The sequence below is a fragment of the Pseudomonas sp. BW16M2 genome (assembly GCF_014268865.1).
GTDB classification, from domain to species: Bacteria; Pseudomonadota; Gammaproteobacteria; order Pseudomonadales; family Pseudomonadaceae; genus Aquipseudomonas; species Aquipseudomonas peradeniyensis.
Genome location: NZ_JABWRI010000014.1, coordinates 1 through 23,225, shown reverse-complemented (window position 1 = coordinate 23,225; position 23,225 = coordinate 1). Strand labels below are relative to the sequence as shown.

Annotated in this window: 21 protein-coding genes; 8 read left to right on the top strand and 13 right to left on the bottom strand. The window is 65.2% G+C overall.

The window, feature by feature from the left end:
* Positions 1–7 precede the first annotated feature (7 nt).
* The 6 genes from ampC to HU735_RS14425 all read left to right on the top strand — a co-directional run bounded on the left by ampC (position 8) and on the right by HU735_RS14425 (position 5,379).
* A complete protein-coding gene (gene ampC / locus HU735_RS14450; RefSeq protein ID WP_186714052.1) occupies positions 8–1,147 on the top strand; it encodes a class C beta-lactamase in 1,140 nt (379 codons plus the stop codon).
* A 1-nt stretch (position 1,148) separates the two neighbouring features.
* Positions 1,149–1,772 carry a glutathione S-transferase gene (locus HU735_RS14445; RefSeq protein ID WP_186714051.1) on the top strand — a complete coding sequence of 208 codons (624 nt, stop codon included), beginning with the start codon at positions 1,149–1,151 and terminating at the stop codon, positions 1,770–1,772.
* Positions 1,773–2,079: 307 nt separating this feature from the next.
* The gene (locus tag HU735_RS14440) at positions 2,080–2,412 is read left to right on the top strand and encodes a hypothetical protein (protein ID WP_186714050.1); all 333 of its coding nucleotides are present in this window, start codon (positions 2,080–2,082) and stop codon (positions 2,410–2,412) included.
* Between the two features lie 138 nt (positions 2,413–2,550).
* The gene (locus HU735_RS14435) at positions 2,551–3,330 is read left to right on the top strand and encodes a DNA/RNA non-specific endonuclease (RefSeq protein WP_186714049.1); all 780 of its coding nucleotides are present in this window, start codon (positions 2,551–2,553) and stop codon (positions 3,328–3,330) included.
* Between the two features lie 112 nt (positions 3,331–3,442).
* Positions 3,443–3,895 (top strand): hypothetical protein, encoded by a 453-nt coding sequence (locus HU735_RS14430; protein WP_186714048.1) that lies wholly within the window; start codon positions 3,443–3,445, stop codon positions 3,893–3,895.
* A gap of 149 nt (positions 3,896–4,044) precedes the next feature.
* Positions 4,045–5,379, top strand: a complete 1,335-nt coding sequence (locus tag HU735_RS14425; RefSeq protein WP_186714047.1) for an MFS transporter — start codon at positions 4,045–4,047, stop codon at positions 5,377–5,379.
* A gap of 115 nt (positions 5,380–5,494) precedes the next feature.
* Here the strand turns inward: HU735_RS14425 and katG are convergent, their stop codons facing one another.
* The 6 genes from katG to HU735_RS14395 form a co-directional block, all read right to left on the bottom strand.
* Entirely contained in the window at positions 5,495–7,729 is a 2,235-nt protein-coding gene (katG, locus tag HU735_RS14420; RefSeq protein ID WP_186714046.1) for a catalase/peroxidase HPI, read from the bottom strand.
* Positions 7,730–8,045: 316 nt separating this feature from the next.
* Entirely contained in the window at positions 8,046–9,458 is a 1,413-nt protein-coding gene (locus HU735_RS14415; RefSeq protein ID WP_186714045.1) for a DOPA decarboxylase, read from the bottom strand.
* Between the two features lie 124 nt (positions 9,459–9,582).
* Positions 9,583–10,527, bottom strand: a complete 945-nt coding sequence (locus tag HU735_RS14410; protein WP_186714044.1) for a LysR family transcriptional regulator — start codon at positions 10,525–10,527, stop codon at positions 9,583–9,585.
* Positions 10,528–10,613: 86 nt separating this feature from the next.
* Complete coding sequence (locus HU735_RS14405) at positions 10,614–11,324, bottom strand: YebC/PmpR family DNA-binding transcriptional regulator (protein WP_028688730.1); 711 nt, start codon at positions 11,322–11,324, stop codon at positions 10,614–10,616.
* Positions 11,325–11,429: 105 nt separating this feature from the next.
* Positions 11,430–12,821 (bottom strand): FAD-dependent oxidoreductase, encoded by a 1,392-nt coding sequence (locus HU735_RS14400; protein WP_186714043.1) that lies wholly within the window; start codon positions 12,819–12,821, stop codon positions 11,430–11,432.
* 14 nt (positions 12,822–12,835) lie between these two features.
* The gene (locus tag HU735_RS14395) at positions 12,836–14,152 is read right to left on the bottom strand and encodes an MFS transporter (protein ID WP_186714042.1); all 1,317 of its coding nucleotides are present in this window, start codon (positions 14,150–14,152) and stop codon (positions 12,836–12,838) included.
* A 246-nt stretch (positions 14,153–14,398) separates the two neighbouring features.
* Between HU735_RS14395 and HU735_RS14390 the strand changes: the two genes are divergently transcribed.
* A complete protein-coding gene (locus HU735_RS14390) occupies positions 14,399–15,268 on the top strand; it encodes a LysR substrate-binding domain-containing protein (protein WP_062363416.1) in 870 nt (289 codons plus the stop codon).
* Positions 15,269–16,207: 939 nt separating this feature from the next.
* On the opposite strand, the gene HU735_RS27115 is transcribed toward HU735_RS14390, so the two are convergent.
* The 5 genes from HU735_RS27115 to colR form a co-directional block, all read right to left on the bottom strand.
* Complete coding sequence (locus HU735_RS27115; RefSeq protein ID WP_050703873.1) at positions 16,208–16,438, bottom strand: hypothetical protein; 231 nt, start codon at positions 16,436–16,438, stop codon at positions 16,208–16,210.
* The gene (locus HU735_RS14385; RefSeq protein WP_186714041.1) at positions 16,435–17,136 is read right to left on the bottom strand and encodes a lipopolysaccharide kinase InaA family protein; all 702 of its coding nucleotides are present in this window, start codon (positions 17,134–17,136) and stop codon (positions 16,435–16,437) included. Before HU735_RS14385 ends, HU735_RS27115 begins: the two co-directional genes overlap by 4 nt.
* A 6-nt stretch (positions 17,137–17,142) precedes the next feature.
* Positions 17,143–17,823, bottom strand: a complete 681-nt coding sequence (locus HU735_RS14380; RefSeq protein WP_050703871.1) for a class I SAM-dependent methyltransferase — start codon at positions 17,821–17,823, stop codon at positions 17,143–17,145.
* 107 nt (positions 17,824–17,930) lie between these two features.
* The gene (locus HU735_RS14375; RefSeq protein ID WP_186714040.1) at positions 17,931–19,259 is read right to left on the bottom strand and encodes a HAMP domain-containing sensor histidine kinase; all 1,329 of its coding nucleotides are present in this window, start codon (positions 19,257–19,259) and stop codon (positions 17,931–17,933) included.
* Positions 19,249–19,932, bottom strand: coding sequence for a two-component system response regulator ColR (gene colR, locus HU735_RS14370; protein ID WP_028689695.1), 684 nt, complete (start codon positions 19,930–19,932; stop codon positions 19,249–19,251). Before colR ends, HU735_RS14375 begins: the two co-directional genes overlap by 11 nt.
* A 179-nt stretch (positions 19,933–20,111) precedes the next feature.
* Here colR and HU735_RS14365 point away from each other — a divergent pair, with 179 nt between their 5' ends.
* Positions 20,112–20,846 (top strand): phosphatase PAP2 family protein, encoded by a 735-nt coding sequence (locus tag HU735_RS14365; RefSeq protein WP_186714039.1) that lies wholly within the window; start codon positions 20,112–20,114, stop codon positions 20,844–20,846.
* 126 nt (positions 20,847–20,972) lie between these two features.
* Here HU735_RS14365 and groL read toward each other — a convergent pair whose 3' ends face one another.
* A complete protein-coding gene (gene groL, locus HU735_RS14360) occupies positions 20,973–22,613 on the bottom strand; it encodes a chaperonin GroEL (protein ID WP_186714038.1) in 1,641 nt (546 codons plus the stop codon).
* A gap of 48 nt (positions 22,614–22,661) precedes the next feature.
* Entirely contained in the window at positions 22,662–22,955 is a 294-nt protein-coding gene (locus HU735_RS14355) for a co-chaperone GroES (RefSeq protein WP_028689692.1), read from the bottom strand.
* Between the last annotated feature and the right edge of the window lie 270 nt (positions 22,956–23,225).

The following is a 23,225-nucleotide window of genomic DNA, read 5'->3' as shown; positions in this document are numbered from 1 at the left end:
CCCCACCATGAAACGCCCCCCACACCTGCTGCTGGCCGCCACCCTGACGCTGGCCGCGCCGCCGCTGCTGGCCAACGACCTGCAAGCCACCGTCGATGGCGTCATCCCACCGCTCATGCGCGAGCAAGGCATCGCCGGCATGGCCGTGGCGGTGTACGCCAACGGCCAGTCGCATTTCTTCAACTACGGCCTGGCCGACAAGGCCAGCCGCCAGGCAGTGAGCCGCGACACGCTGTTCGAAGTCGGCTCGGTGAGCAAGACCTACACCGCCACCCTCGCCGCCCTGGCCAGCGCCGAAGGCAAGCTCGACCTTGCGGCCCCCGCCAGCCGCTACCAACCGGCCTTGGCCAAAGCCTCGATCGGCAGCGCCAACGTATTGGAGCTGGGTGCCTACAGCGGCGACTGCCTGCCCTTGCAGTTCCCCGATGAAATAAAGACGCCAGCCCAGACCCTGACCTGGTTCCAGCACTGGCAACGCCGCTTCGCGCCCGGTACCCACCGCTGCTACTCGAACCCCAGCCTGGGCCTGTTCGGCGACCTCGCGGCCCGCGCCCAACAACGGCCCTTCGCCGAACTGATGACCCAACAGGTGCTGCCCCGCCTTGGGCTCAAGCACACCTACCTGGAGGTACCAGCCAGTGCCCGCGGGCTCTACGCGCAAGGCTACGACGCCAATGACAAGCCGGTGCGGGTCAACCCGGGCCCCTACGCCGAGCAGGCCTACGGCATCAAGACCAGTGCCAGCGACCTGCTGCGCTATGTGCAATTGCAGCTGCAGCCGGACACCCTCGACCCGGCCATGCGCAAGGCCATCGCCATCACCCAGTCCGGTTACTTCCAGGTCGGCGCGATGACCCAGGGTCTGGGCTGGGAGCGCTACCCCTACCCGGTCAGCCTCGACACCCTGTTGGAATACAACGGCGCCAAGATCATCCGCGGGGAAAACCCGATCCAGGCGTTGAACCCGGCGCTGCCCGCCGAGCCCGCCGCCTGGTACAACAAGACCGGCGCCACCGGCGGCTTCGGTGCCTACGTGGCGTTCGTGCCGTCCAGGCAGATGGGCATCGTGCTGCTGGCCAACCGCAACTACCCCAACGAAGAACGCGTGCGCGCCGCGCAACGCATCCTTTCCAGCCTGGAGCCGTGACATGCTGAAGATCCTGGGCAAGGCCTCGTCAATCAACGTGCGCAAGGTGCTGTGGACCTGCGCCGAGCTGAACCTGCCGTTCCAGCGCGAAGACTGGGGCAGCGGCTTTCGCGCCACCGACACCCCCGAGTTCCTGGCGCTGAACCCCAACGCCATGGTGCCGGTGATCGTCGACGGCGACTTCGTGCTGTGGGAGTCCAATACCATCCTGCGCTACCTGGTCAACCAGTACGGCGGTGAGTCGCTCTACCCCGGCGCCCCGCGCGCCCGCGCCGCAGTGGACCAGTGGCTCGACTGGCAGGCCACCGACCTCAACGACGCCTGGCGCTACCCGTTCATGTCGCTGGTGCGCCAGTCGCCGGCGCACCAGGATCCCACGTTGCTGGCTGCCAGCAGCGCCCAATGGACGGCCAGGATGCGCCTGCTCGAAACACGTCTGCAGGCCACCGGCGCCTATGTCGCCGGCGACGCCTTCAGCCTCGCCGACGTGGCCATCGGCCTGTCCCTCAACCGCTGGCGGCGCACCCCGCTGGAGCACGCGGAGCTGCCGGCGCTGGAGGCCTATCATGAGCGACTGCGGCAACGCCCCGGCTACCTCGAGCACGGCGACAACGGACTGGCGTGACAGAACCGGCAGGATTGTCCGACAAGATGTAGTGACTAAAAATAATCACTACAAAACGGTTGACGCCCTTCCCGCGCCTTGTGCATGATGAGGCCGTCTCCCCGATCGGGAGCGGTGGCAAGGGTGTTCCAGACGGCCTGCGCGGTAACGCAGGCCGTCCGTGGAGAGGGAAACTGCCCAGAAGGCAGCGTGAGAAAGCCCCTGTTGCGATGCTGCTGTAGCAGCCTTGGTTAGCGCGCTACATGGTGTGGCGCCGAATGTGAACTTCAGCCGAACTTCACCAACGAATGAGAGTAATGGGGGCTTTATGATGAACTTGAACAACAATCCAACCATCGACCAATTGGCCCGGCTGTTCGCCGCACGCAAGGACAGCCTCGACGACCACCTGCTGTGGGTCAGCCAGTCCGGCGAGGTCCGCCTGGATCGCCTGCCGCCGAACACGGTCGAAGCCGAATTCGAATCGCACATGCCCAGCATGCGCGCCCGCTTCAAGGTCTACCGCCGTGGCCAGGGCTACGTCGGCAGGAAGGCCGCCGCCGACACCTCCTTCGTCGGTCGCGTGCTGCAGACCCTGCAACAAGAATGGCCCGCCGCCCGCGAGCGGCAGGCAATCAAGGTGATCGACTCGCTGAACTGAATGCGTCGGCAGTCCACCGTTGCTTGAGCCCGGCCCGTAAAGGCCGGGCTTTTTCATGCCTGATGGCCACCCCTTTCACAGGCAACCAATCCGCAGACTGTTGTACCATCGCGCGCCTTTGATCAAGGAAGACGCGCCATGCGCCGTTTGCTGTTCCTGCTGTTGGCCCTCAGCCTGACCTCCTGCGCCCCGCGCCTGCCCTCCCCGCCAGCTCCAGAACCTGCCGCACCGCTGCTCACCCTGCTCGATCACGGCCGCTTCCGGCTCTGGTACGACTGCCAGCGCGGCGAGCCGCACCGCTTCGCGTTCACCCTATGGAAAGACCAGGGCCATTTGCAGCGCATCGACAACTTCCGTATCGACCGTAGCCTGCCCGAGGGTTGCAGGGGTCAGTTCTCGGCCAAGGCCTACTCGATTCCCAAGGGTTACCACCGCGGACACTTGGCGGCCAACAATCATTTCGACGACGACCGCGCGGCGATGGATGCCTCCAACCTGATGAGCAACATCGTCCCGCAACTGGCTTCGCACAACAGCCGCACCTGGTACCAGACCGAGCTGCTCACCGAGTGCTACCGCGACCTGCACCCGGTGACGGTGATCGGTGGCGTGGTGTTCGGTCATGCCGGCGCTGCGCTGGATAACGACGCCTTCGTCACGTCCCACGGCATCGCCACGCCCGAGGTGTTCTGGAAGGTCCTGCTGACCGAGAATGACCAGGGCCAGCCCCAGGTCATCGCCTGGTGGATCCCGCACCAGGCCGGGCTGGGCACCGACCTCGACCCGTATCTGCGCAGCGTTGGTGAAATCGAGACGTTGCTCGGTCCTGACGAGCTGCCGATCGATGTTCCCGAGTCGCTCAAGAACCTGCGCGCATCGCACACCTGGCCGCTACCTGCACGTTGCGATCGGCAATGACCGCAACCTGTTCCCTGAAGATCATCGCCCCGGCCTCGTTCATCCAGCAGGCCTCAGCCCTTTTCCAACCTGGTACATGAACGTACCGAAGCGCTCAACCAAGGATGTTTCCGTGTCGCAGAACCACCGCCTCACCCTGCTGCCCCTCGCCGCCCTCGGCCTGGCGACCCTCATGGCCTGCAGTGCCCCCCCCCAGGCAAGCGCCAAGGTCGACGCCGCCAACATGACCGCGTTCACAACCGCGATGCAGAGCGCGCTGATCAACCGGATCGATGCCGCCAACCAGGGCACCCTGGTTGGCGTGGTCACGCTCAAGCTCTCCCTGGACCGCAACAACCGCCCCATCGCCTGCAAGGCCATGCGCAGCTCTCCCGCCGTCGAACGGCTGCTGCCCGTGCTGACCGTTGCCTCCGACTTCAACCAGCTGGCGCAACTGGTCGAGCGCCAATGCTGGCACACCACCTATCCACCCGTGCCCGAAGGCCTGTTCGAGAATGACCAGGTCGAGGTGATCGCCCCCCTGGTACTGATGCCGCGCCTGCCGAGACCGCTGGCGCAACCCTGAGAACGATGGGGGCGGTGCTAACGGATATCCGGAGGTCGCCCCCGACAAAGCCTCCTCGCTCTGCCGCTTGTCTACTGGCCGCACAACAACGACGGCGCGCCCCGAGCGCGCCGCATCCGCCCAGGCTGCCAGAGCAACGGAGAGCATCCATGTCCATCCCCCATGAGGTCCCGCCCGCCACCTTGCGGCGGGTGATCGCCGCCTCGGCCATCGGTAACTTCGTCGAATGGTTCGACTTCGCCGTCTACGGCTTTCTCGCCACCCTGATCGCCAGCCAGTTCTTCGCCAGCGAGGACGCCAGCGTCGCCCTGCTCAAGACTTTCGCCGTGTTCGCCGTGGCCTTCGCCCTGCGCCCGCTGGGCGGTATCGTGTTCGGCGCGCTGGGCGACCGGCTCGGACGCAAGCGCATCCTGTCGCTGACCATCCTGCTGATGGCCGGCTCCACCACCCTGATCGGCCTGCTGCCGACCTACGCCAGCATCGGCGTGCTGGCCCCGCTGCTGCTCACTCTTGCCCGCTGCCTGCAAGGGTTTTCCGCGGGCGGCGAATATGCCGGCGCCTGCGCCTACCTGATGGAGCACGCGCCACGGGGCCGGCGGGCGTTCTACGGCAGCTTCGTGCCGGTCTCGACATTCAGCGCCTTCGCCTGCGCGGCGGTCATCGCCTACGGCCTGGAAGCCAGCCTCACGCCCGAGGCGATGAATGCCTGGGGCTGGCGCGTGCCGTTCCTGGTGGCCGCGCCCCTGGGCCTGGTGGGCCTGTACCTGCGCTGGCGCATGGAGGAGACCCCGGCGTTTCGCCAGGCGCTGGCCGAAGGCAAGGCCCACGCGCACTCGCCGCTGGGCGACACCCTGCGCCACCACGGCCGCACCATCCGCAACCTCGGCGCGTTCATCTCGCTGACGGCGCTGTCGTTCTACATGTTCACCACCTACTTCGCCACCTACCTGCAGACGGTCGGCCACCTCAGCCGCGCCCAGGCGCTGCTGGTCTCGACCGTGGCCCTGCTGTTCGCCGCCGCCGGCTGCCCGCTGGCGGGTGCCTTCAGCGACCGCGTCGGCCGGCGCCGGACCATCGGCTTCACCTGCCTGTGGGTGATGCTCGCGGTGTTCCCCGCCTACTGGCTGGCCAGTTCCGGTTCGCTGTCGGGGGCATTGCTGGGGGTAATCCTGCTGGCCATCGGCGCGCTGATGAGCGGCGTGGTCACTGCCGCGCTACTGTCGGAATGCTTCCCCACCCGCAGCCGCTACACCGCCTCGGCGATCACCTACAACGTCGCCTACACCCTGTTCGGCGGCACCGCGCCGCTGGTGGCGACCTGGCTGATCGAACAGAGCGGCAGCCGCCTGGCACCGGCCTTCTACCTGGTGGTGATTGCCTTGCTGGCGTTGGTGGGCGGGTTGGCGTTGCCGGAAACCTCGCAGGCTTCATTGCATGAGGACACCCCAGGCAGCGACCAGCCTGGGGTGTCGCAGGACCTGTAGCTGATTGTCCTGCGGCTTCTCGTGGGAGCGGGCTTGCCCCGCGATGATGGCCATCAACCGTTCAGGCCTCATCGCGGGGCAAGCCCGCTCCCACAAACATCTCCCACGCCTTTCCTCAGGCCAGGTCGAAGCGGTCCAGCTCCATCACCTTCACCCATGCCGCCACGAAGTCCTTGACGAACTTGTCCTTGGCATCGCTGCTGCCATACACCTCACTCAGGGCACGCAACTGCGCATGGGAGCCGAACACCAGGTCGACCCGGCTGGCGGTCCATTTCACCTGACCGCTCTTGCGGTCACGGCCTTCGAACGCCTCGTTGTCGGCCGAGGTCGGCTTCCACTCCACGCCCATGTCCAGCAGGTTGCGGAAGAAGTCGTTGCTGAGCACGCCGACCTTGTCGGTGAACACGCCGTCCTTGCTGCCGCCATGGTTGGCGCCGAGCACCCGCAGGCCGCCGATAAGCACGGTAAGCTCCGGTGCGGTGAGGGTCAGCAACTGGGCCTTGTCCAGCAGCAGCTTCTCGGCCTTGACGCTGTAGCGGGCCTTGCTGAAGTTACGGAAACCGTCGGCCAGCGGCTCGAGCACGGCGAACGACTCGACGTCGGTCTGCTCCTGCGAGGCATCCACGCGCCCCGGATGGAACGGCACGCTGATGTTGTGCCCGGCATCCTTGGCGGCCTTCTCCACCGCCGCGCTGCCGGCCAGCACGATCAGGTCGGCCAGGGAGATCTTGTTACCGCCCTCGCTGCGGATCTTCTCCAGTGCCGTCAGCACCTTGTCCAGGCCCTGGTTCGCCGTCCAGCCGTTCTGCGGTGCCAGGCGCAACCGCGCGCCGTTGGCGCCACCGCGCTTGTCGGAACCGCGGAAGGTCGAGGCCGAGGCCCAGGCGGCGGAAACCAGTTCAGGGACACTCAGCCCCGAAGCCAGCACCTTGGCCTTGAGCGCGGCGATATCGGCGTCGCTCGGTTGCGGTCCCGATTTGGGCAGCGGGTCCTGCCACAGCAGCTCCTCGTTGGGCATTTCCGGCCCGAGGTAGCGGGCCAGCGGGCCCATGTCGCGGTGGATCAGCTTGTACCAGGCGCGGGCGAAAGCGTCGGCGAGCTGGTCGGGGTTGTCCTTGAAGCGCCGGGCGATGGGTTCGTAGATGGGGTCGAAACGCAGCGCCAGGTCGGAGGTGAGCATCGATGGCGCGTGCTTCTTGCCGGGGTCATGGGCATCGGGCACGGTCCCTGCTCCCTTACCATCCTTCGGCCGCCACTGGTGGGCACCGGCCGGGCTCTTGGTCAGCTCCCACTCGAAGTTGAACAGGTTGTTGAGGTACTCATTGCTCCACTTCGTCGGGGTCGAGGTCCAGATCACTTCCAGGCCACTGGTGATGGTGTCGCCGCCCTTGCCGGTACCGAACTTGTTGTGCCAGCCAAAGCCTTGCTGTTCCAGGCCCGCCGCTTCCGGCTCAGCGCCGACATTGTCGGCGGGGCCGGCACCGTGGGTCTTGCCGAAGGCGTGGCCACCAGCGATCAGCGCCACGGTCTCTTCATCGTTCATGGCCATGCGGCCGAAGGTGTCACGAATATCCTTGCCCGAGGCGACCGGATCAGGATTGCCCTCCGGCCCTTCCGGGTTCACATAGATCAGGCCCATCTGCACGGCGGCCAGCGGGTTCTCCAGGTTGCGCTCGCCCGCCAGGTTGCGGCCCTGCTCTTCCGGGCGCTTGGCCGGCTCGGCCACCAGGTCGCCCTTGCCCGGAGCCTCGGCCTTGCCGTAGCGGGTGTCACCACCGAGCCAGACTTTTTCCGAGCCCCAGTACACGTCTTCGTCCGGCTCCCACACATCGGCGCGACCACCGGAGAAGCCGAAGGTCTTGAAGCCCATGGATTCGAGGGCGACGTTGCCGGTGAGCACGATCAGGTCTGCCCAGGAGATCTTGTTGCCGTACTTCTGCTTGATCGGCCACAGCAGGCGCCGGGCCTTGTCCAGGCTGACGTTGTCCGGCCAGCTGTTGAGCGGGGCGAAGCGCTGCTGGCCGGAGCCGGCGCCGCCACGGCCGTCGCCGATACGGTAGGTGCCGGCGCTGTGCCAGGCCATGCGAATGAACAGCGGGCCATAGTGGCCGAAGTCGGCCGGCCACCAGTCCTGTGAGTCAGTCATCAAGGCGGTCAGGTCTTTTTTCAGGGCCTGGAAGTCGAGGCTCTTGAACGCCTTGGCGTAGTCGAAGTCCGGGTCCATGGGGTCGGACTTGCTGGAGTGCTGGTGGAGGATCTTCAGGTTGAGCTGGTCAGGCCACCAGTCACGGTTGCTGGTGCCGCCACCGGCGGTCTGATGGAACGGGCATTTCGATTCGTTCGCCATCTGCTTCTACCTTTTGGGTCGGTTCAATTCAGATTTCCGGGCGTTCTTGTATTTTCGCTGCCAGGTGTTGGAACAGGCGCGCCCGCAAGCGCGCCACTCCTCATCAGTTGTGGCCGGGCACGCCTGTGCACCGGCTTTTCGCGGAACCAGCAGAAAGACTAGTCGAGCCTGGACAGAGGTCTAATAGAGGCGCTATTGGGGGGTGATAGCCTTGCTCTGTCAGCCTTGCAAAACGTGTCGCGGGGCAAGGCCACCCCCACAAACACGTGGGAGCGGGCTTGCCCCGCGACAGGGTCCAGCGCCTGGATTTTCCGCGTTACTCGGCCACCACCGCCTGCAACCGGGCCCACAGCCGCTCGACATGCTCACGCTCGGTCGGCAGCGCCCCCACCGACACCCGCACCATCCAGCGCCCGTCCAGGGTTGCCGGGGTCACGTAGGCATCGCCCGAGGCGTTGAGGCGCTCGGCCCAGCTGCGGGTGTGGGCATCCAGCGCCTCGCCCTCGAGGCCCACCGGGCGATGGCGGATGCACAGGGTCTGCAACTGCACCGGCGCCAGCACTTCCCACTGCGCCGTCGACTCGATTTGGGCGGCCAGCCAGCGGGCGTTTTCCAGGTCGCGGCGCAGGCGTTGCTGCAGGGCCTCGACCCCTTCGCTGCGCAGCATGAACCACAGTTTCAGCGCCCGGAACCGACGCCCCAGCGGGATGCCCCAGTCGCGCAGGTTCTTCACCTCGCCATCGACCGCCGACTGCAGGTAGCTGGGGTTGGTGCTCATCACCCGGATCAGGTGCTGCGGATCGCGCACGTAGTAGATCGAGCAGTCGAAGGCCACGCCCAGCCACTTGTGGGCGTTGACCACCACCGAGTCGGCCAGCTCGATGCCGTCCCACATCCAGCGGCATTCCGGGAGGATCATCGCCGAGCCGGCCATGGCCGAGTCCACGTGCAGCCACAGCTGGTTGGCCTGGGCGATCTCGCCGATCGGGCGCAGCGGGTCCAGCGCGGTGGTGGTAGTGGTGCCGGTGGTGGCGACCACGGCACAGGGCTGGTTGCCGGCGGCCAGGTCCTGCTCGATGGCTTCGCGCAGTGCCTCAGGACGCATGGCGTAGCGCGCGTCGGTGGGGATCAGGCGGATGTTGTCGCGGCCGAAACCGGCCAGCAGCGCGGCCTTGTCCACCGAGCTGTGGGCGTGGGCGCTGACGTAGACGATCAACGGCTTGGCCTGGGCCTGCAGGCCGCCGTGCACCTGGGCGTGGTCGGTGGCGCGCTCGCGGGCGCTGATCAGCGCCACCAGGGTGCTGGTCGAGGCGGTGTCCTGGATCACCCCGCTCCACTGCCCGCTCAGGCCCAGCAGTTGGCGCAGCCAGTCGAGGGTGGTTTCCTCCAGCTCGCTCAGGGCCGGGCTGGACTGCCACGACAGGCCGAGCACGCCCAGGCCGGTGCTGAGGAAGTCGCCGAGCACCGACGACAGGGTGCCGTTGGAGGGGAAGTAGCCGTAGAAGTCCGGGTGCTGCCAGTGGGACAGGCCGGGCATCACCAGCTTGTCGACGTCGGCGAGGATGGCTTCAAATGGCTCACCCTGCTGCGGCGCGCCCTCGGGCAACGCGGCCTTGAGATAGCCCGGCTGGACCTGGGCCATGACCGGACGCTCGCCGACGGTCTGGCGGTAGTCGGCGATCAGGTCGATCAGTTGGTGGCCGTACTGGCGAAACTCTTCTGGGGTCATGCGCGTTCTCCTGAGAGGTGTCCGCTGCCTGTGCTTGCCCCGCGAAAGGGCCGGCACAGGCAACACAATGCCCGCAGTCTAGGCGCCCGCCGGCCTGCGAATAACCCCGCTTCGCGCATAGCTGCTATGGCGAAGGCGCATGCCCACCCTGCACGCCGAACTGCGACTGGCGCCACACCTCGAACACCCGGTTGCGCAACCAGCGGTGCTCGGCCGAGGCCTGCAGGCGCTGGTGCCACACCACCCAGTAGCGCTGAGTGTGGTCGATGAAGCCCATCGGCCGCCAGCTCAGGCCGTGCAGTCGCGCCAGTTGCCGGGCGATGTGCTCGGGCACCGTGGCCAGAGCCTGGCCATTGCCAAGCACCTGGACCATGGCGCTGAAGAACGGCACCTCCAGGCTGATGCGCCGCTGCAGCCCCTGGGCGCGCAGATGACGGTCGATGAAGCTGTCCTTGTCGCCGCCCCCTGACACCCGCACGTGCTGGAAGGCCAGGTAATCGTCCTGGCTCAGCGCGACGCGGGCGCTCAGCGGATGATCACGGCGCATCAGGCACACCGCCCGGTCCTCGCCCAGCAACCGGCCATGCAGGTTGGGCGGCGACTCGTCGAACAACGTGGTGGCCAGGTCGATCTCGCCACTGGCGAGCAAGGCGTACTGCCCGGCCTGCCAGGTGCGGTACTCCAGCGACACCCCCGGCGCCTCCTGCTCCAGCACGTTCACCAACTGCGGCAGCATGTGTTCGGCCACATAGTCGGAGGCCGCCAGGCAGAAGCGCCGCTCGCAGCGCGCCGGGTCGAACGCCGCGGGCTGGCGCAGGGCGTTGAGTTCTTCCAGCACCTGGCGCAACGGCTCGACCAGCGCCTCGGCGTGCTCGCTGAGCACATAGCCACGGCCCTGGCGCACCAGCAGCGGGTCGTCGAAGGCCTCGCGCAGGCTGGCCAGCTGACGACTCAGGGCCGATTGGCTGCAGCCCAGGCGCTCGGCGGCGTGGCTGAGGTTCTTCAGTTGCAGGAGGCAGTCGAGGGTGCGCAGGTGGGCGAGGCTGAGGGAGGCGAAGGTGGGGTGCATGGCACAGGTCCGGAAATGATCGCGGGGCAAGCCTGCTCCCACAGATATGCTGGGAGTGGGCTTGCCCCGCGAGGATGACGCGCGGATCAGTCGGTCAGGCCGACATAGACGTTCTGCACGTCTTCGTTCTCGTCGATCGCCTCGAGGAAGGCCTCGACCTCGGCCAGCGCTTCAGCGCTCAGGCCGGCGGCGCTCACCGGATTCTTCGGGGTGTAGCCGATCTTCGCCGAAGTAACGGTGAAGCCATGCTCCGGCAGGGCCTTCTGCACGGCGTCCAGGTCGGTGGTGTCGGTGATGAACAGGGTCGAGCCCTCTTCCTCGCCGTCCTCGAAGTCCTGGGCACCGGCTTCGATGGCCGCCATTTCCGGGTCGGCGTCGCCTTCCGGAGTGGCCTCGATCAGGCCGACATGGTTGAAGTCCCAGGCCACCGAGCCGCTGGCGCCGAGCTGACCCTTGCGGAACAGCACGCGGATCTGAGCCACGGTGCGGTTGATGTTGTCGGTCAGGCACTCGACGATCAGCGGCACCTGGTGCGGAGCGAAGCCTTCGTAGCTGACGGCATGGTACTGCACGGCCTCGCCGTCCAGGCCCGCGCCTTTCTTGATCGCGCGTTCCAGGGTCTCACGGGTCATCGAGGCTTTCTTGGCCTGGACGATGGCCAGGCGCAGGCGCGGGTTCATGTCCGGGTCGGCGCCCGACTTGGCAGCGATCTGGATCTCCTTGGCCAGCTTGCCCATGATCTTGCCTTTGGCATTGGCCGCTGTTTCTCTATGTTTGGCTTTCCACTGTGCGCCCATATCGACTCTCTTTGTTTCCGCGGCCGGTTCAGGAAGCGACCGGCCTTAAAGTGGGGAGAGTTTATACGCCCTGCGCACCGGGTTCGACAAGAAATCGCGTCAGCTTCAGCCCTTGTCCGCCTTCCCCGCCGCCGCCGCGAACTTCGCCAGGCGCACGTCGAGCCGCCGCGGTCGCACGCCACGGTCCTCGGCGCGTTCCTTGCGGCGGATGGCGTTGCGCACCAGCAGCGATCCCAAGTAGCGCACCGGCTCCGGCGGAAACTGCCCCAGCGGCCCCTTGACCAGCGGCGAACGGGTCCAGGCGTTGTCCAGCCCCAGTGCCAGCGACGACAGGATCTGCCCGCCCATGTGGCACGGTCCCACCCCGCTGCCGGAGTAGCCGAAACCGTAGAACACGTTGCCCTGCCCATCGAGCCGACCGAAGAACGGCAGCCCGGTCACCGAACGGTCCGACGGCCCGTTCCAGCTGGCCGCCAGCGGCACCTCGGCCAGCGCCGGGAAGAACTCGCCCAGGCTCTCACGCAGCAGTGGCTGGTACGGCGACGGCTGGTCGAACACCGGCAGCATGCGCCCGCCGTAGGCGAAGGTATTGCCGCCCTTGCCGAGCATCAGCCGGCCATCGGAGGTGTTGTGGTAGTAGTGCACGAAGATCCGCGAGTCGAGCACGCTGACGCCGCTGTCCAGGCCGATCCGGCGCAGCAGCTCGGGGCACGGCTCGGTGATCACCATGTCGCTGGAGACGATCGCCACGCTGCGTTCGAACTGCGGGAAGGCCCGCGCCATCCAGGCATTGAGGCCCAGCACCACACGGTCGGCGCGGACGGTGCCGGAGCGGGTGCGCACCTGCACCGGCGCGCCATGTTCCAGGCCGGTCATCGCCGTGCCCTCGTGGATGCGCACGCCGCGCTGCAAGGCCACCCGGCGCAGACCACGCACCAGCCGTCCCGGCTGCACCGTAGCCGCGGCCGGCGAATACCAGCCCTCCAGGTGCCGTTCGGAGCCGGCCAGGCGCTGTACCTGCTCCAGTGCCAGGCGCTGGAACGAATTGATGCCCTGTTGCTCCAGCGCGGCGATCACCGCATCGGTGCCACCGAGCTGGGCCTGGTTGGTGGCGGTGTAGAGCGTGCCGTCCATGCGGTAGTCGCAGCGGATGCCGTTGGCCGCGCAGAACTCGCCGATGGCACCGATGCTGCGCTCGGACTCGCGCACCAGGCGTACCGCCTCGGCGACCCCGAACAACCGCTCGAGGGTGAAGTACTTGGCCGACCAGGACAGCGCGCAGCCACCGTTGCGCCCGCTGGCCCCGGCGCCGCAGATATCCGCCTCGAGCAGCAGCACCTCCAGCTGCGGCGCCTGTTCCTTGATCATCAGCGCGGTCCACAGGCCGGTGTAGCCACCACCGACGATGCACACATCGCAGCGCACATCGCCCGCAAGCGGCGGGCACAGCCCCTCGTCTTCCTGGTCCAGGGCCTGTTGCAGCCAGAAGGGTCTCATCTACTCGCTTTCCTTTAAGTACGCAGTGGCTTGATCGCCATGCTGGTATTGGGTGCCACGTCATTGGCCTGCACGGCGGTCGCTGGTCGGCTGTTCCAATGCGGCAGCAGCACCAGGGCGGAGAACAGCGCGGTGCCGGCGAAGACGATGAACACCGTGACGCTGTCGAAGTAGCCAGGCAGCAGGCCGCCGAGCACCGCGCCCACCGAGCCGCAACCGTTGACGAAGCCGGCCGCAGTGGCGCCGGCCTTGGCCGTGCCGAAGTCGATGGCCGCGGCGCCGCTGATCATCGAGTCCGGGCCGTACAGGGTCAGGCCCATGACGAACAGCAGGGCCACCACCAGCAGCACGCTGCCGCTGTGCATCGCCGCCATGAAGCCGGCCAGGGTCAGGGTCAGCAGCACCAGGCTGATCACGCAGGCCGGCATGCGCCGGGCGCCGAACAGCTTGTCCGAGGCCAGGCCGATGAGGATCGGCCCGAGCAGCCCGGCCAGTTCGAAGGCCGTGGGGATGATCGCCGCGCCGACCTTGCCCACCGACGGCATCTGCTCGAAGACGATCACCGGGCCCCACAGCAGGATGGCGTAGCGCGCCGGTTTGAGCATGAAGTAGGCCAGGCCAAGGGTCAGCACCGTGCGGTTACGCAGGATCTCGCGCAACGGTGCCCAGACGCTGCACAGGTTCGCCCCCGGGACCATGCTCTGCGGCTCGGGCTCCACCGCCGGCAGGCCGACGTCCTCGGGCTTGTTGCGCTGGAAAATGAAGAACAGTACCGCCACCGCGGCCACCACCACGGCGCTGGAGAAGAATGCCGCATGCCAGGTGCCGACCAGGGTGTAGGCCCACCAGCCGGCGAACGGCGAGGCCACCAGGCCGCCGAAGGCGTAGCACGAACTCCACAGTCCCAGCACCCGTCCGCGCTGGGAGGCCGGGAAGAAACTGCCGATGTTCTTGCACAGCCCCGCCCAGCCGGTGGACTGCGCCAACCCCTGAATCAACATGCAGGTGGCGAAGATCGGGAAGGTCGCGTAGCTGCCCATCACCACCGCAGCCGCCGCCGAGATCAGCAACCCGCCCAGCACCACCACGCGGGGACCGAAGCGGTCGGCGAGCATGCCCCAGGTGAACTGGCCCACGGCGTAGGCGGCCAGGTAGATCGCGTCGAGGTTGGCCATGGCGGCCTTGTCGAGCATGAAATTCGGATCCTCGCCGATGCCGAGCTTGGCCACCGAGAAGGCCTTGCGGGTGAAGTAGAAGGCGGCGTAGGCCAGCCAGGTGATCGCGAAGATCTGCACGCGCCAACGCTTGATGGCGCCCAGGGATTGATTCATTGACTCTGACCTCTTGCTTGAGTGTGCCGGCAGAATGTGAAGAAACGCCTGTCTTGTTGTTGTGTTGCGCACTGCGTGACGGAGGGACGTCACCTGGTCAGATGGCGGTGGTGCCGCCATGGCCGACATGCCGCCGCTCGTGGCTGGCGTGGTCGGGTTGAAACACATGGAAACAGCTGCTGACTGATAAATAAAATCGATTTATCGTATTTCACACATAAGTCCAGCTTTTAAGCGGAGTGTTCGATGTCGGTCTCCCATGCTCAACTCAAGGCCTTTCATGCAGTCGCCGAACAGGGCAGCTTCACCCGGGCGGCGCAAAAGCTGTTTTTGACCCAGCCGGCGGTCTCCGACCAGGTACGCAAGCTCGAGGAGCGCTTCGGCGTGCTGCTGTTCCAGCGCAACAAGCGCTCGGTGCAGCTGACCGACCTGGGCGAGCGCCTGCTGGGCGTGACCCAGCGCCTGTTCGCCTGCGAGGCCGAGGCCGTGGAGCTGCTGCAGGACTCCCGCGCCCTGCACACCGGCAGCCTGACCCTGGCGGTGGACGCGCCAGTGCACGTGCTGCCGCAGATCGCCCGGTTCTGCCAGCGCTATCCGGGGATCCAGGTGAAGATCGAGACCGGCAACACCGACGAGTCGCTGGCCCGGCTGTTCAGCTACCAGGCGGACCTGGCCCTGCTCGGGCGCGATGTCGATGATGAGCGGTTGTTCTGCGTGCCGATGCGGCGTGACCCGATGGTGGCGTTCGTTTCGCACAACCATCCGTGGGCCAGCCGGGGGCAGATCAGCCTGGCGGACCTGGACGACACGCCATTGGTGCTGCGGGAGCCAGGGTCGGTGACGCGGCAGACGCTGGAGGAGGAAATGCAGCGGGCCGGGTTGCGGATCCGGCCGGCGATCCAGGTCGAGGGGCGGGAGGCGGCGCGGGAAGCGGTGGTGGTGGGGATTGGCGTTGGGGTTGTCTCGGCGGCGGAGTTTGGGGCTGATGCGCGGGTTTGTGCTTTGCCAATTGTGGATTGTCGGCGGCATTTGACTGAGACGCTGGTTTGTTTGAGTGAGCAGAGGACGCGGCGGGTGGTGGCTACGTTTTTGGAGATGGTTTTGGAGGGGGTTTAGGGCTGGGGCTGGTTACTTGGTGATTGTTTTGATTTTTGTATGCTCATTCGTAGACGATATCGACATTTAGTCACCTTTTCGCCTTTACGGCGACCTACTTTTCTCTAGGGAAAAGTAGGCAAAACCGTTTCGCTCCGTTCATCCGGCCCCTGCGCTGCGCTCCGGGGTTCCCTCGCTCCGTTCTTGCTCCCGGGAGGACCGCGCTGAACGCCCCATCCTGGGGCGCAGCGCTTGACGGCCATCCATGGCCGTCACCTCCCTCCGCAAGAACTCCGCTCGGCCTCCTGAAGTCGCAATTGGTGTTGCCTGAACTACCGCGTGCTTAGAAGCAAGAGCAAGAGCAAGAGCAAGAGATGCGAAGTTAGTTGTTTGACAGTTAGTTATGTATTGGCTGTTCCGGCCCTTTCGCGGGACAAGCCCACTCCTACAGGGCTATATATAACGGCGACTATTGCGTGGAAGCGGGCTTGCCCCCCGAAACAATCGAGAGATCAACTAAAAAACAACTAGCGACAGCTGCGTCAGTCCAGGCGCCGCTCGTAACTTCGCGACTTCAGGAGGCCGAACGCAGGACTTGCGGAGGGAGGTGACGGGCATGGATGCCCGTCAAGCGCTGGGGCCCAGGATGGGCCCTGCAGCGCGGTCCTCCCGGGAGCAAGGCCGGAGTGAGGGGACCCGGAGCGAAGCGTAGGGCCGGATGAATGGAGCGAGGATTTTTTGGTGACTTTTTGATCCAGCGATGTGTCCGGTCTCTACAGATCCTTCAAAAAGTTACCCGCCGTAAGGGCGGAAAGGTGAATAAGCGTCGACATCGCAAATGAATGCGCATACAACTTCAAAAACAAAACACCAACCAACCAACCAACCAACTACGAACCCCAAATAAACAAACGCCAGAGATCCATAAACAAACCCCTGGCGCAAAACACAAAACCCACGTCAACCAAACGGCCGCAACCCCTGCCTCATCCCAAACAAGAACAACAGAAGATCATGATCCGGCTCAGCCCGCCCCCGCTCTTCCCTGGCCACCCGTGGCAACGGACACACCCCACCGACCTCAGCCTTGCTGAAGACCGTAGGCCGCGGCTGCTCCCAGGCCGCCGCCGCCGCCGTGGTCACCGCCAACGCCGCGACCAGGAATAAAGCTCGAGCGATTTCTAGTTTCATTGCTCTAAACCTTTGACCGCGCTGCCAAACGCCATTTGGTAAAAATAGAGCAAGGTCTGCCATTCCGCCTCGTTGAACGACGAGTGGCGGCGCAACTGCCGCAGGTCGTTATAGGCCGCCCGCTGGCAACTGATCCGCCGCCGGCACTTCTCCAGGTCCAGCAACGCCACTTCCACCCGCGCCTGCTCGCCCTCGCCCAGCACCTTGACGAACACATGCTTGCCGTACAGGCAACCATGCTGCCAATGCCCCAGGTGCATGCGCGCCAGGTTGTCAGCGAGGTCCTTGAGCATGCGCTCGTGCACCGCCTGCGGGTAATGCTCACGGGCCCCGGAGGCATGCCAGGCATCGAGGTCGACGAAACCATCGAGCGCCTCGCTGACCAGCAACGCCCGCCACTGATGATCCGCGTCCCGCTCGGCCCCGGCGTAGACGATTCGCGGTACCCGCACGCCCAGTTGCTCGAAACTGTTCAGCGCATCGAGTTCGCGCAACACCGTAGGGCGCCCGAACGGATGCAGCAGGCTGCGGTAGATGTGCCCGACCTGACGTTTGGCATACAGCAGATGCCCATCGCCATCGCTCAGGCGCTGCACGCCACTCTCGCCGCCACGCCGCTGGTTGGGCTCCTCGACCCACTCCCCCTGCTGCTGCCAGTAGTAGTCGAACTGCCTGGACTGATTCTGGGCTACCGCCATCACTCATTACCCCTTGCGCAATACGTACACTCGCCACATGGCATAGAACGGCAGAAAGTCGAGTCGTTCCTGAATTCTGAATCCCGCTGACACAAATTCTTCTTCAACTGTAGCCGCCGGTAACACGAAGCGGTTCTGGTAGCTGTCCTGCGCGGCCCGGGCACTGCGCCTGGCTTCGAGCTTGCGGCGGCGCCAGGCCTTGAAATTGCCATCCACCCACAGTGAAAGGATCACGCTGTCGCGGCTAACTCGTTGAAACTCCGAAAGAATTGTCTTCCGATGGGCCGGATCACCGATATGGTGGAACAGGCGCATGCAAAAGATGCTGTCGACCGCGTTGTCCGGCAGGTCGATGGCGAACGCGGAAGTCTGCAAGGGGCGTACCCGCGCAACCACCTCTGGCGGTTGTGACGCACAGGCTGTCTCGATCATCGCCGCCGAATTGTCGGCACCGATGATCACGCGGTTGGCCTTTTCGGCCAGCAGCGGCCAGAACCGTCCGGCGCCGCAGGGCAGGTCGAGCACCAGGCCAGGCTCACCGGCCAGCGCCAGGGCGCGGCGGGCCAGTTGCTCGTCACGCTGGTGGGACAGGCGCCGAGCCAGGCCATCCTGATGCTTGAGGAAGTACTCCCGGGCGTGATTGCGGTCGTACTTGTCCGAGAATTCGAGTTTGATGGGGCTACGCATTGGACATCTCCTGACTCCAGTGCGCTCACCTTAGGTAGGCAAGCGTTGGAATCAGGTCATGTCGATGTGAAAAATCTGTCAGCGCCCAATGCAGGTGTTACAGGACGTTAATCAGGATCCAATAGCCCATCCCGGCCTTCACCGTCCTGCACCACTTTCGTGCCCTGGCTCAGGTCGACCTGGAAGCGGCAGCCATGGGGAAGCGTCGCGGTCAGGGTAACGCGCCAGCCCTGGTCGTCGCAGATGCGTTGCACCAGCGACAAGCCCAGGCCCAGGCCCTCGCCACGGCGCTCATCGCCCCGCACGAACGGCCGGAACATCGCCTCGCGCTGCTCCTCCGGAATCCCCACGCCACTGTCCTCGACACTGAAGCCATTGGCCTCCAGGCTAAGGCGAATGTAACCGCTGTCGGTGTAGTGCGCCGCGTTACGCAGCAGGTTACCCATCACCGACTGCAGGAACGTGGCGTTGTACAGCACCGGGCTGGCACTGACCCGACCATCGTAGTAAAGCGCCAGCCCCTTCTGTTCGATGGTGTCACGCCATACCCCTATCAGATCGTCGCCCACCTCGCGCAAGCTTGCCCGTGAAGCGACGGCACCTTCATCGCGCTGGGCACGGGCAAGCATCAGGAAGGTCTTCACCAGTTCGCGCATTTCCTCGGTTGCCCGGGCAATGCGTTCGACCTGGCTGCGCGCCCGCGCATCGAGGCCGGGGTTTTCCATCAACAGCTCGCACGAAGTCGCCAGGACCATCAACGGCGTGCGCAGCTCATGACTGACATCGCTGGTGAACAGCCGCTCGCGGGTCAGGGCATCACGCAGGCGCCCCAAGGTATCGTCGAAGGCGACGGCCAGCTGGCCGACCTCGTCCGCCGCGTAGTCCGGCGCCAACGGCGGCGCCAGGCCCAGCAACTGGTCACGGTGGCGCACCTGGCGCGCCAGGCGGATCACCGGCGCCATCACCCGCCGCGCCAGCAACCAGCCGAGGATCACCGCCAGGGCCAGGCTGAGCACGAAGCCGACCACCACCACGGCGAACAGCACCCGCTCGCGCTCCTCGAAATCGCTCTGGTCCTGCAGCAGCACATAGCGCCGACCGTCGACGATCTCGACCATGGCATGGTACGAAAGCTGGTCGCGAAACACCTCGTGGAAGCCCGCATCCAGATGACGCAGGTCCTTGGGCAACTCGAAGTCATCGCGCCCGCCACTGAAATAGAACAGCTGGTCGGGCCGTGGCCGGTGGCTCCAGTCGCTGACGCTGTCCATGCGCAGCAGGCGCTGCAGGTCACCGCCGAGCACCGAGGAGATCAAGCGTTCCTCGACCAGGTGCACCGTGGCGACGATGCCGAAGGCGAAGGCCCCGGCCACCAGCGCGCTCATCAACGCGAATGCGATGATGATCCGCTGGGCAAGGCTCTGCTTAAACTCCATCGCGACCCTCGGCGAGGCGATAGCCGACGCCATGGACGGTATGCAGCAGGGGCTTGTCGAACGGTTTGTCGATCACCTGGCGCAACTGGTGGACGTGACTGCGCAGGCTGTCGCTGTCCGGGCAGTCGTCGCCCCACAGCGCTTCCTCGAGTACTTCCCGACGCAACACATGAGGGCTCTTCTGCATCAGCACGGCCAGCAGCTTCAGGCCGACCGGGTTGAGCTTGAGCAGGCGGCCCTGACGGGTCACCTCCAGGGTATCGAGGTCGTAGCTCAGGTCGGCGACCTGTAGGGTACGCCTCCCTCCACCTTGGGCGCGGCGCAGCACGGCCTCGATGCGCGCCGCCAGCTCGGACAGAGCGAACGGCTTGAGCAGGTAATCGTCCGCGCCCGAGCGGAAGCCCTGCAGGCGGTCGTCCAGCTGGTCGCGGGCGGTGAGCATGATCACCGGCGTGTCGCGCCGTGCATCCTCGCGCAGACGCTTGCACAGCGTATAGCCATCGATGCCCGGCAACATGATGTCGAGCACGATCAGGTCGTAGTGTTCGGTCGCGGCCAGGTGCAGGCCGGACAGGCCATCCTGGGCACAGTCGACGGTGTAGCCCTTCATGCCGAGGTAGTCGGCCAGGTTGGCCAGAATATCGCGGTTGTCTTCAACCAAAAGAATGCGCATCGAGGTCTCCTGTGCGGCGCTTCGCCGGGCGCGGCAGGCGCAGCTTACGGCCAATGCCCGCATGGTGCCATGCCCTGGCTCGAAATCACCGAACTTGACAGTTTTTTCACCGATCATTCACGCACTCAGGATAGCGGGCACCTGACAATGCACGGTCTTTTCCATCCTCTGGAGTCACCATGCAGGCATCCGTGCGCCCTCGCCCGATCAACCCGTGGCTTTACCTGGGCATCCCTTTCGTCACCGCCATGGCCTTGATCCTGCTCGAATGGACATCGCTGGACATCGATGTGGCCAACCTGTTCTACGACCCGGTTGCCGGTCAGTTCATCGGTCGCCACAGCTATCTGCTGGAGACCATCCTGCATGACCGGGTCAAGCAGGGCGTGATCATCTTCGGGCTGCTGGCCGTGGTCGGCTTCGCCCTGAGTTTCTTCTGGCAGCGGCTGCTGGGCTGGCGCCGCGAGCTGGGTTGCCTGGTGTTGGCGCTGGGGCTGTCGACCGCTTTCGTCACGCCGCTGAAGAAGGTGACCCAGGTGCAATGCCCATGGAGCCTGACCCAGTTCGGCGGCAAGGAAACCTACAGCAAGCTGCTGGAGCCGCGCCCTGCCACCGACAAGCCCGGACTGTGCTGGCCGGGTGGGCATGCCGCGACCGGATTCTGCCTGTTCGGCTTGTTCTTCATGCTGCGCGACCGCCGTCCGCGCCTGGCAAGGGTGGCGCTGGCGGTGGCCTTCGTGGCCGGCTCGGTACTGTCGATCGGACGGATGATGCAGGGCGCGCATTTCCTGTCGCACAACGTGTGGACGGCGGTGTTCTGCTGGTTGATCGGGCTGGGGTCGTACTACCTGGTGCTGTATCGCCGGGGCCGCCTTACGGCCCTTTCGCGGCACAAGGCCGCTCCTACAGGGTAATGCGATTTCCTGGAGCGGCCTTGCCGCGAAAGGGCTGCAAAGCAGCCCCACTGCACCTTGAGGTAAATGAAAAAGCCCCGGTTCTCGCGAACCGGGGCTTTCCTTGGCGCAGGGGGTAAGGCTGGCTTACATCATGCCGCCCATGCCACCCATGCCGCCCATATCAGGCATGCCAGCAGCTGGCTTGTCTTCCGGCAGGTCGGCAACCATGGCTTCGGTGGTGATCATCAGACCACCGATCGAAGCTGCGGCTTGCAGGGCCGAACGAGTGACCTTGGCTGGGTCCAGGATGCCCATCTCGATCATGTCGCCGTATTCGCCGGTAGCGGCGTTGTAGCCGAAGTTGCCCGAACCTTGCTTGACCTTGTCAGCGACAACGCTTGGCTCGTCGCCGGCGTTGGCAGTGATCTGGCGCAGCGGGGCTTCGACGGCGCGACGCAGCAGGGCGATACCGACGTTCTGGTCTTCGTTGTCACCCTTGAGGTTGACAATGGCCGCCAGGGCGCGCACCAGGGCAACGCCACCGCCAGGCACCACGCCTTCTTCGACGGCTGCACGGGTAGCGTGCAGGGCGTCTTCGACGCGGGCTTTCTTCTCTTTCATCTCGACTTCGGTGCCGGCACCGACCTTGATTACGGCAACACCGCCAGCCAGCTTGGCCAGACGCTCTTGCAGCTTCTCACGGTCGTAGTCCGAAGTGGTGTCGGCAACCTGGGCGCGGATCTGGGTAACGCGAGCCTGGATGTCGGCTTCTTCGCCAGCACCGTCGATGATGGTGGTGTTTTCCTTGGACAGGATCACGCGCTTGGCGTTACCCAGGTGCTCCAGGGTGGCGGTTTCCAGGGACAGGCCGATCTCTTCGGAGATCACGGTACCGCCGGTCAGGACGGCGATGTCCTGCAGCATGGCCTTGCGGCGGTCGCCGAAGCCCGGGGCCTTGACCGCGGCAACCTTGACGATGCCGCGCATGTTGTTGACCACCAGGGTGGCCAGGGCCTCGCCCTCGACGTCCTCGGCAACGATCAGCAGCGGACGGCCGGCCTTGGCAACGGCTTCCAGTACTGGCAGCAGCTCACGGATGTTGGAGATCTTCTTGTCGACCAGCAGCAGCAGAGCGCCTTCCAGCTCGGCAACCATGGTGTCCGGCTTGTTGACGAAGTACGGCGACAGGTAGCCACGGTCGAACTGCATGCCTTCTACGACGGACAGTTCGTTTTCCAGGCCCGAGCCTTCTTCAACGGTGATCACGCCTTCTTTACCGACTTTTTCCATGGCTTCGGCGATGATTTCACCGATGGAGTTGTCGGAGTTGGCGGAGATGGTGCCGACCTGGGCGATGGCCTTGGAATCGGCGCATGGCTTGGACAGGTTTTTCAGTTCGGCAACAACGGCAGCAGTGGCCTTGTCGATACCGCGCTTGAGGTCCATCGGGTTCATGCCGGCAGCGACGGCTTTCAGGCCTTCGTTGACGATGGCCTGGGCCAGGACGGTAGCGGTGGTGGTGCCGTCACCGGCAGCGTCGTTGGCCTTGGAAGCGACTTCCTTGACCAGCTGGGCGCCCATGTTCTCGAAGGCGTCTTTCAGTTCGATTTCTTTGGCGACGGAAACGCCGTCCTTGGTGATGGTCGGCGCGCCGAAGCTCTTGGCCAGGACCACGTTGCGGCCTTTCGGGCCCAGGGTCGCTTTTACCGCGTCAGCCAGAACGTTGACACCAACCAGCATTTTCTTACGGGCGGAATCGCCGAATTTTACGTCTTTAGCAGCCATGATCGTTTAATCCTTGGAATTCTTTGGAGTAACGGGAAGTCGGGGAAATCAGGCTTCGATAACGGCCAGGATTTCGTTCTCGGCCATGACCAGCAGGTCTTCGCCATCGACTTTCACGGTGTTGCTGCCCGAGTAAGGGCCGAAAACCACTTTGTCACCCACTTTCACGGCCAGCGCGCGTACTTCGCCGTTGTCCAGGATACGACCGGTGCCGACGGCAACGACTTCACCGCGGTTTGGTTTTTCAGCGGCCGAACCCGGCAGGACGATACCGCCAGCGGTTTTCGATTCTTCTTCGCTGCGACGGATGACGACGCGGTCATGCAGAGGACGAAGCTTCATTGTCGATCTCTCCCAAATTGTGGTTTTCATCGGCCGGTGTCGACACCGGCGGGTTGATTCGATCCGGCGTTGCCGGGCGTGGCCCGCACAGGGCGAACCACCTATGTCATGTCTGGTGTCGCCACCAGAAACCTTGCGGTGACACATACATGAGGCCGGGATATTCGATTACAAGGCTTGCTACAGAAAAATTTTCATAAGGTGTGAGAATCATCGTGGGAGCGGGCTTGCCCCGCGATCAGGGCGACCGGCCCCATCGCGGGGCAAGCC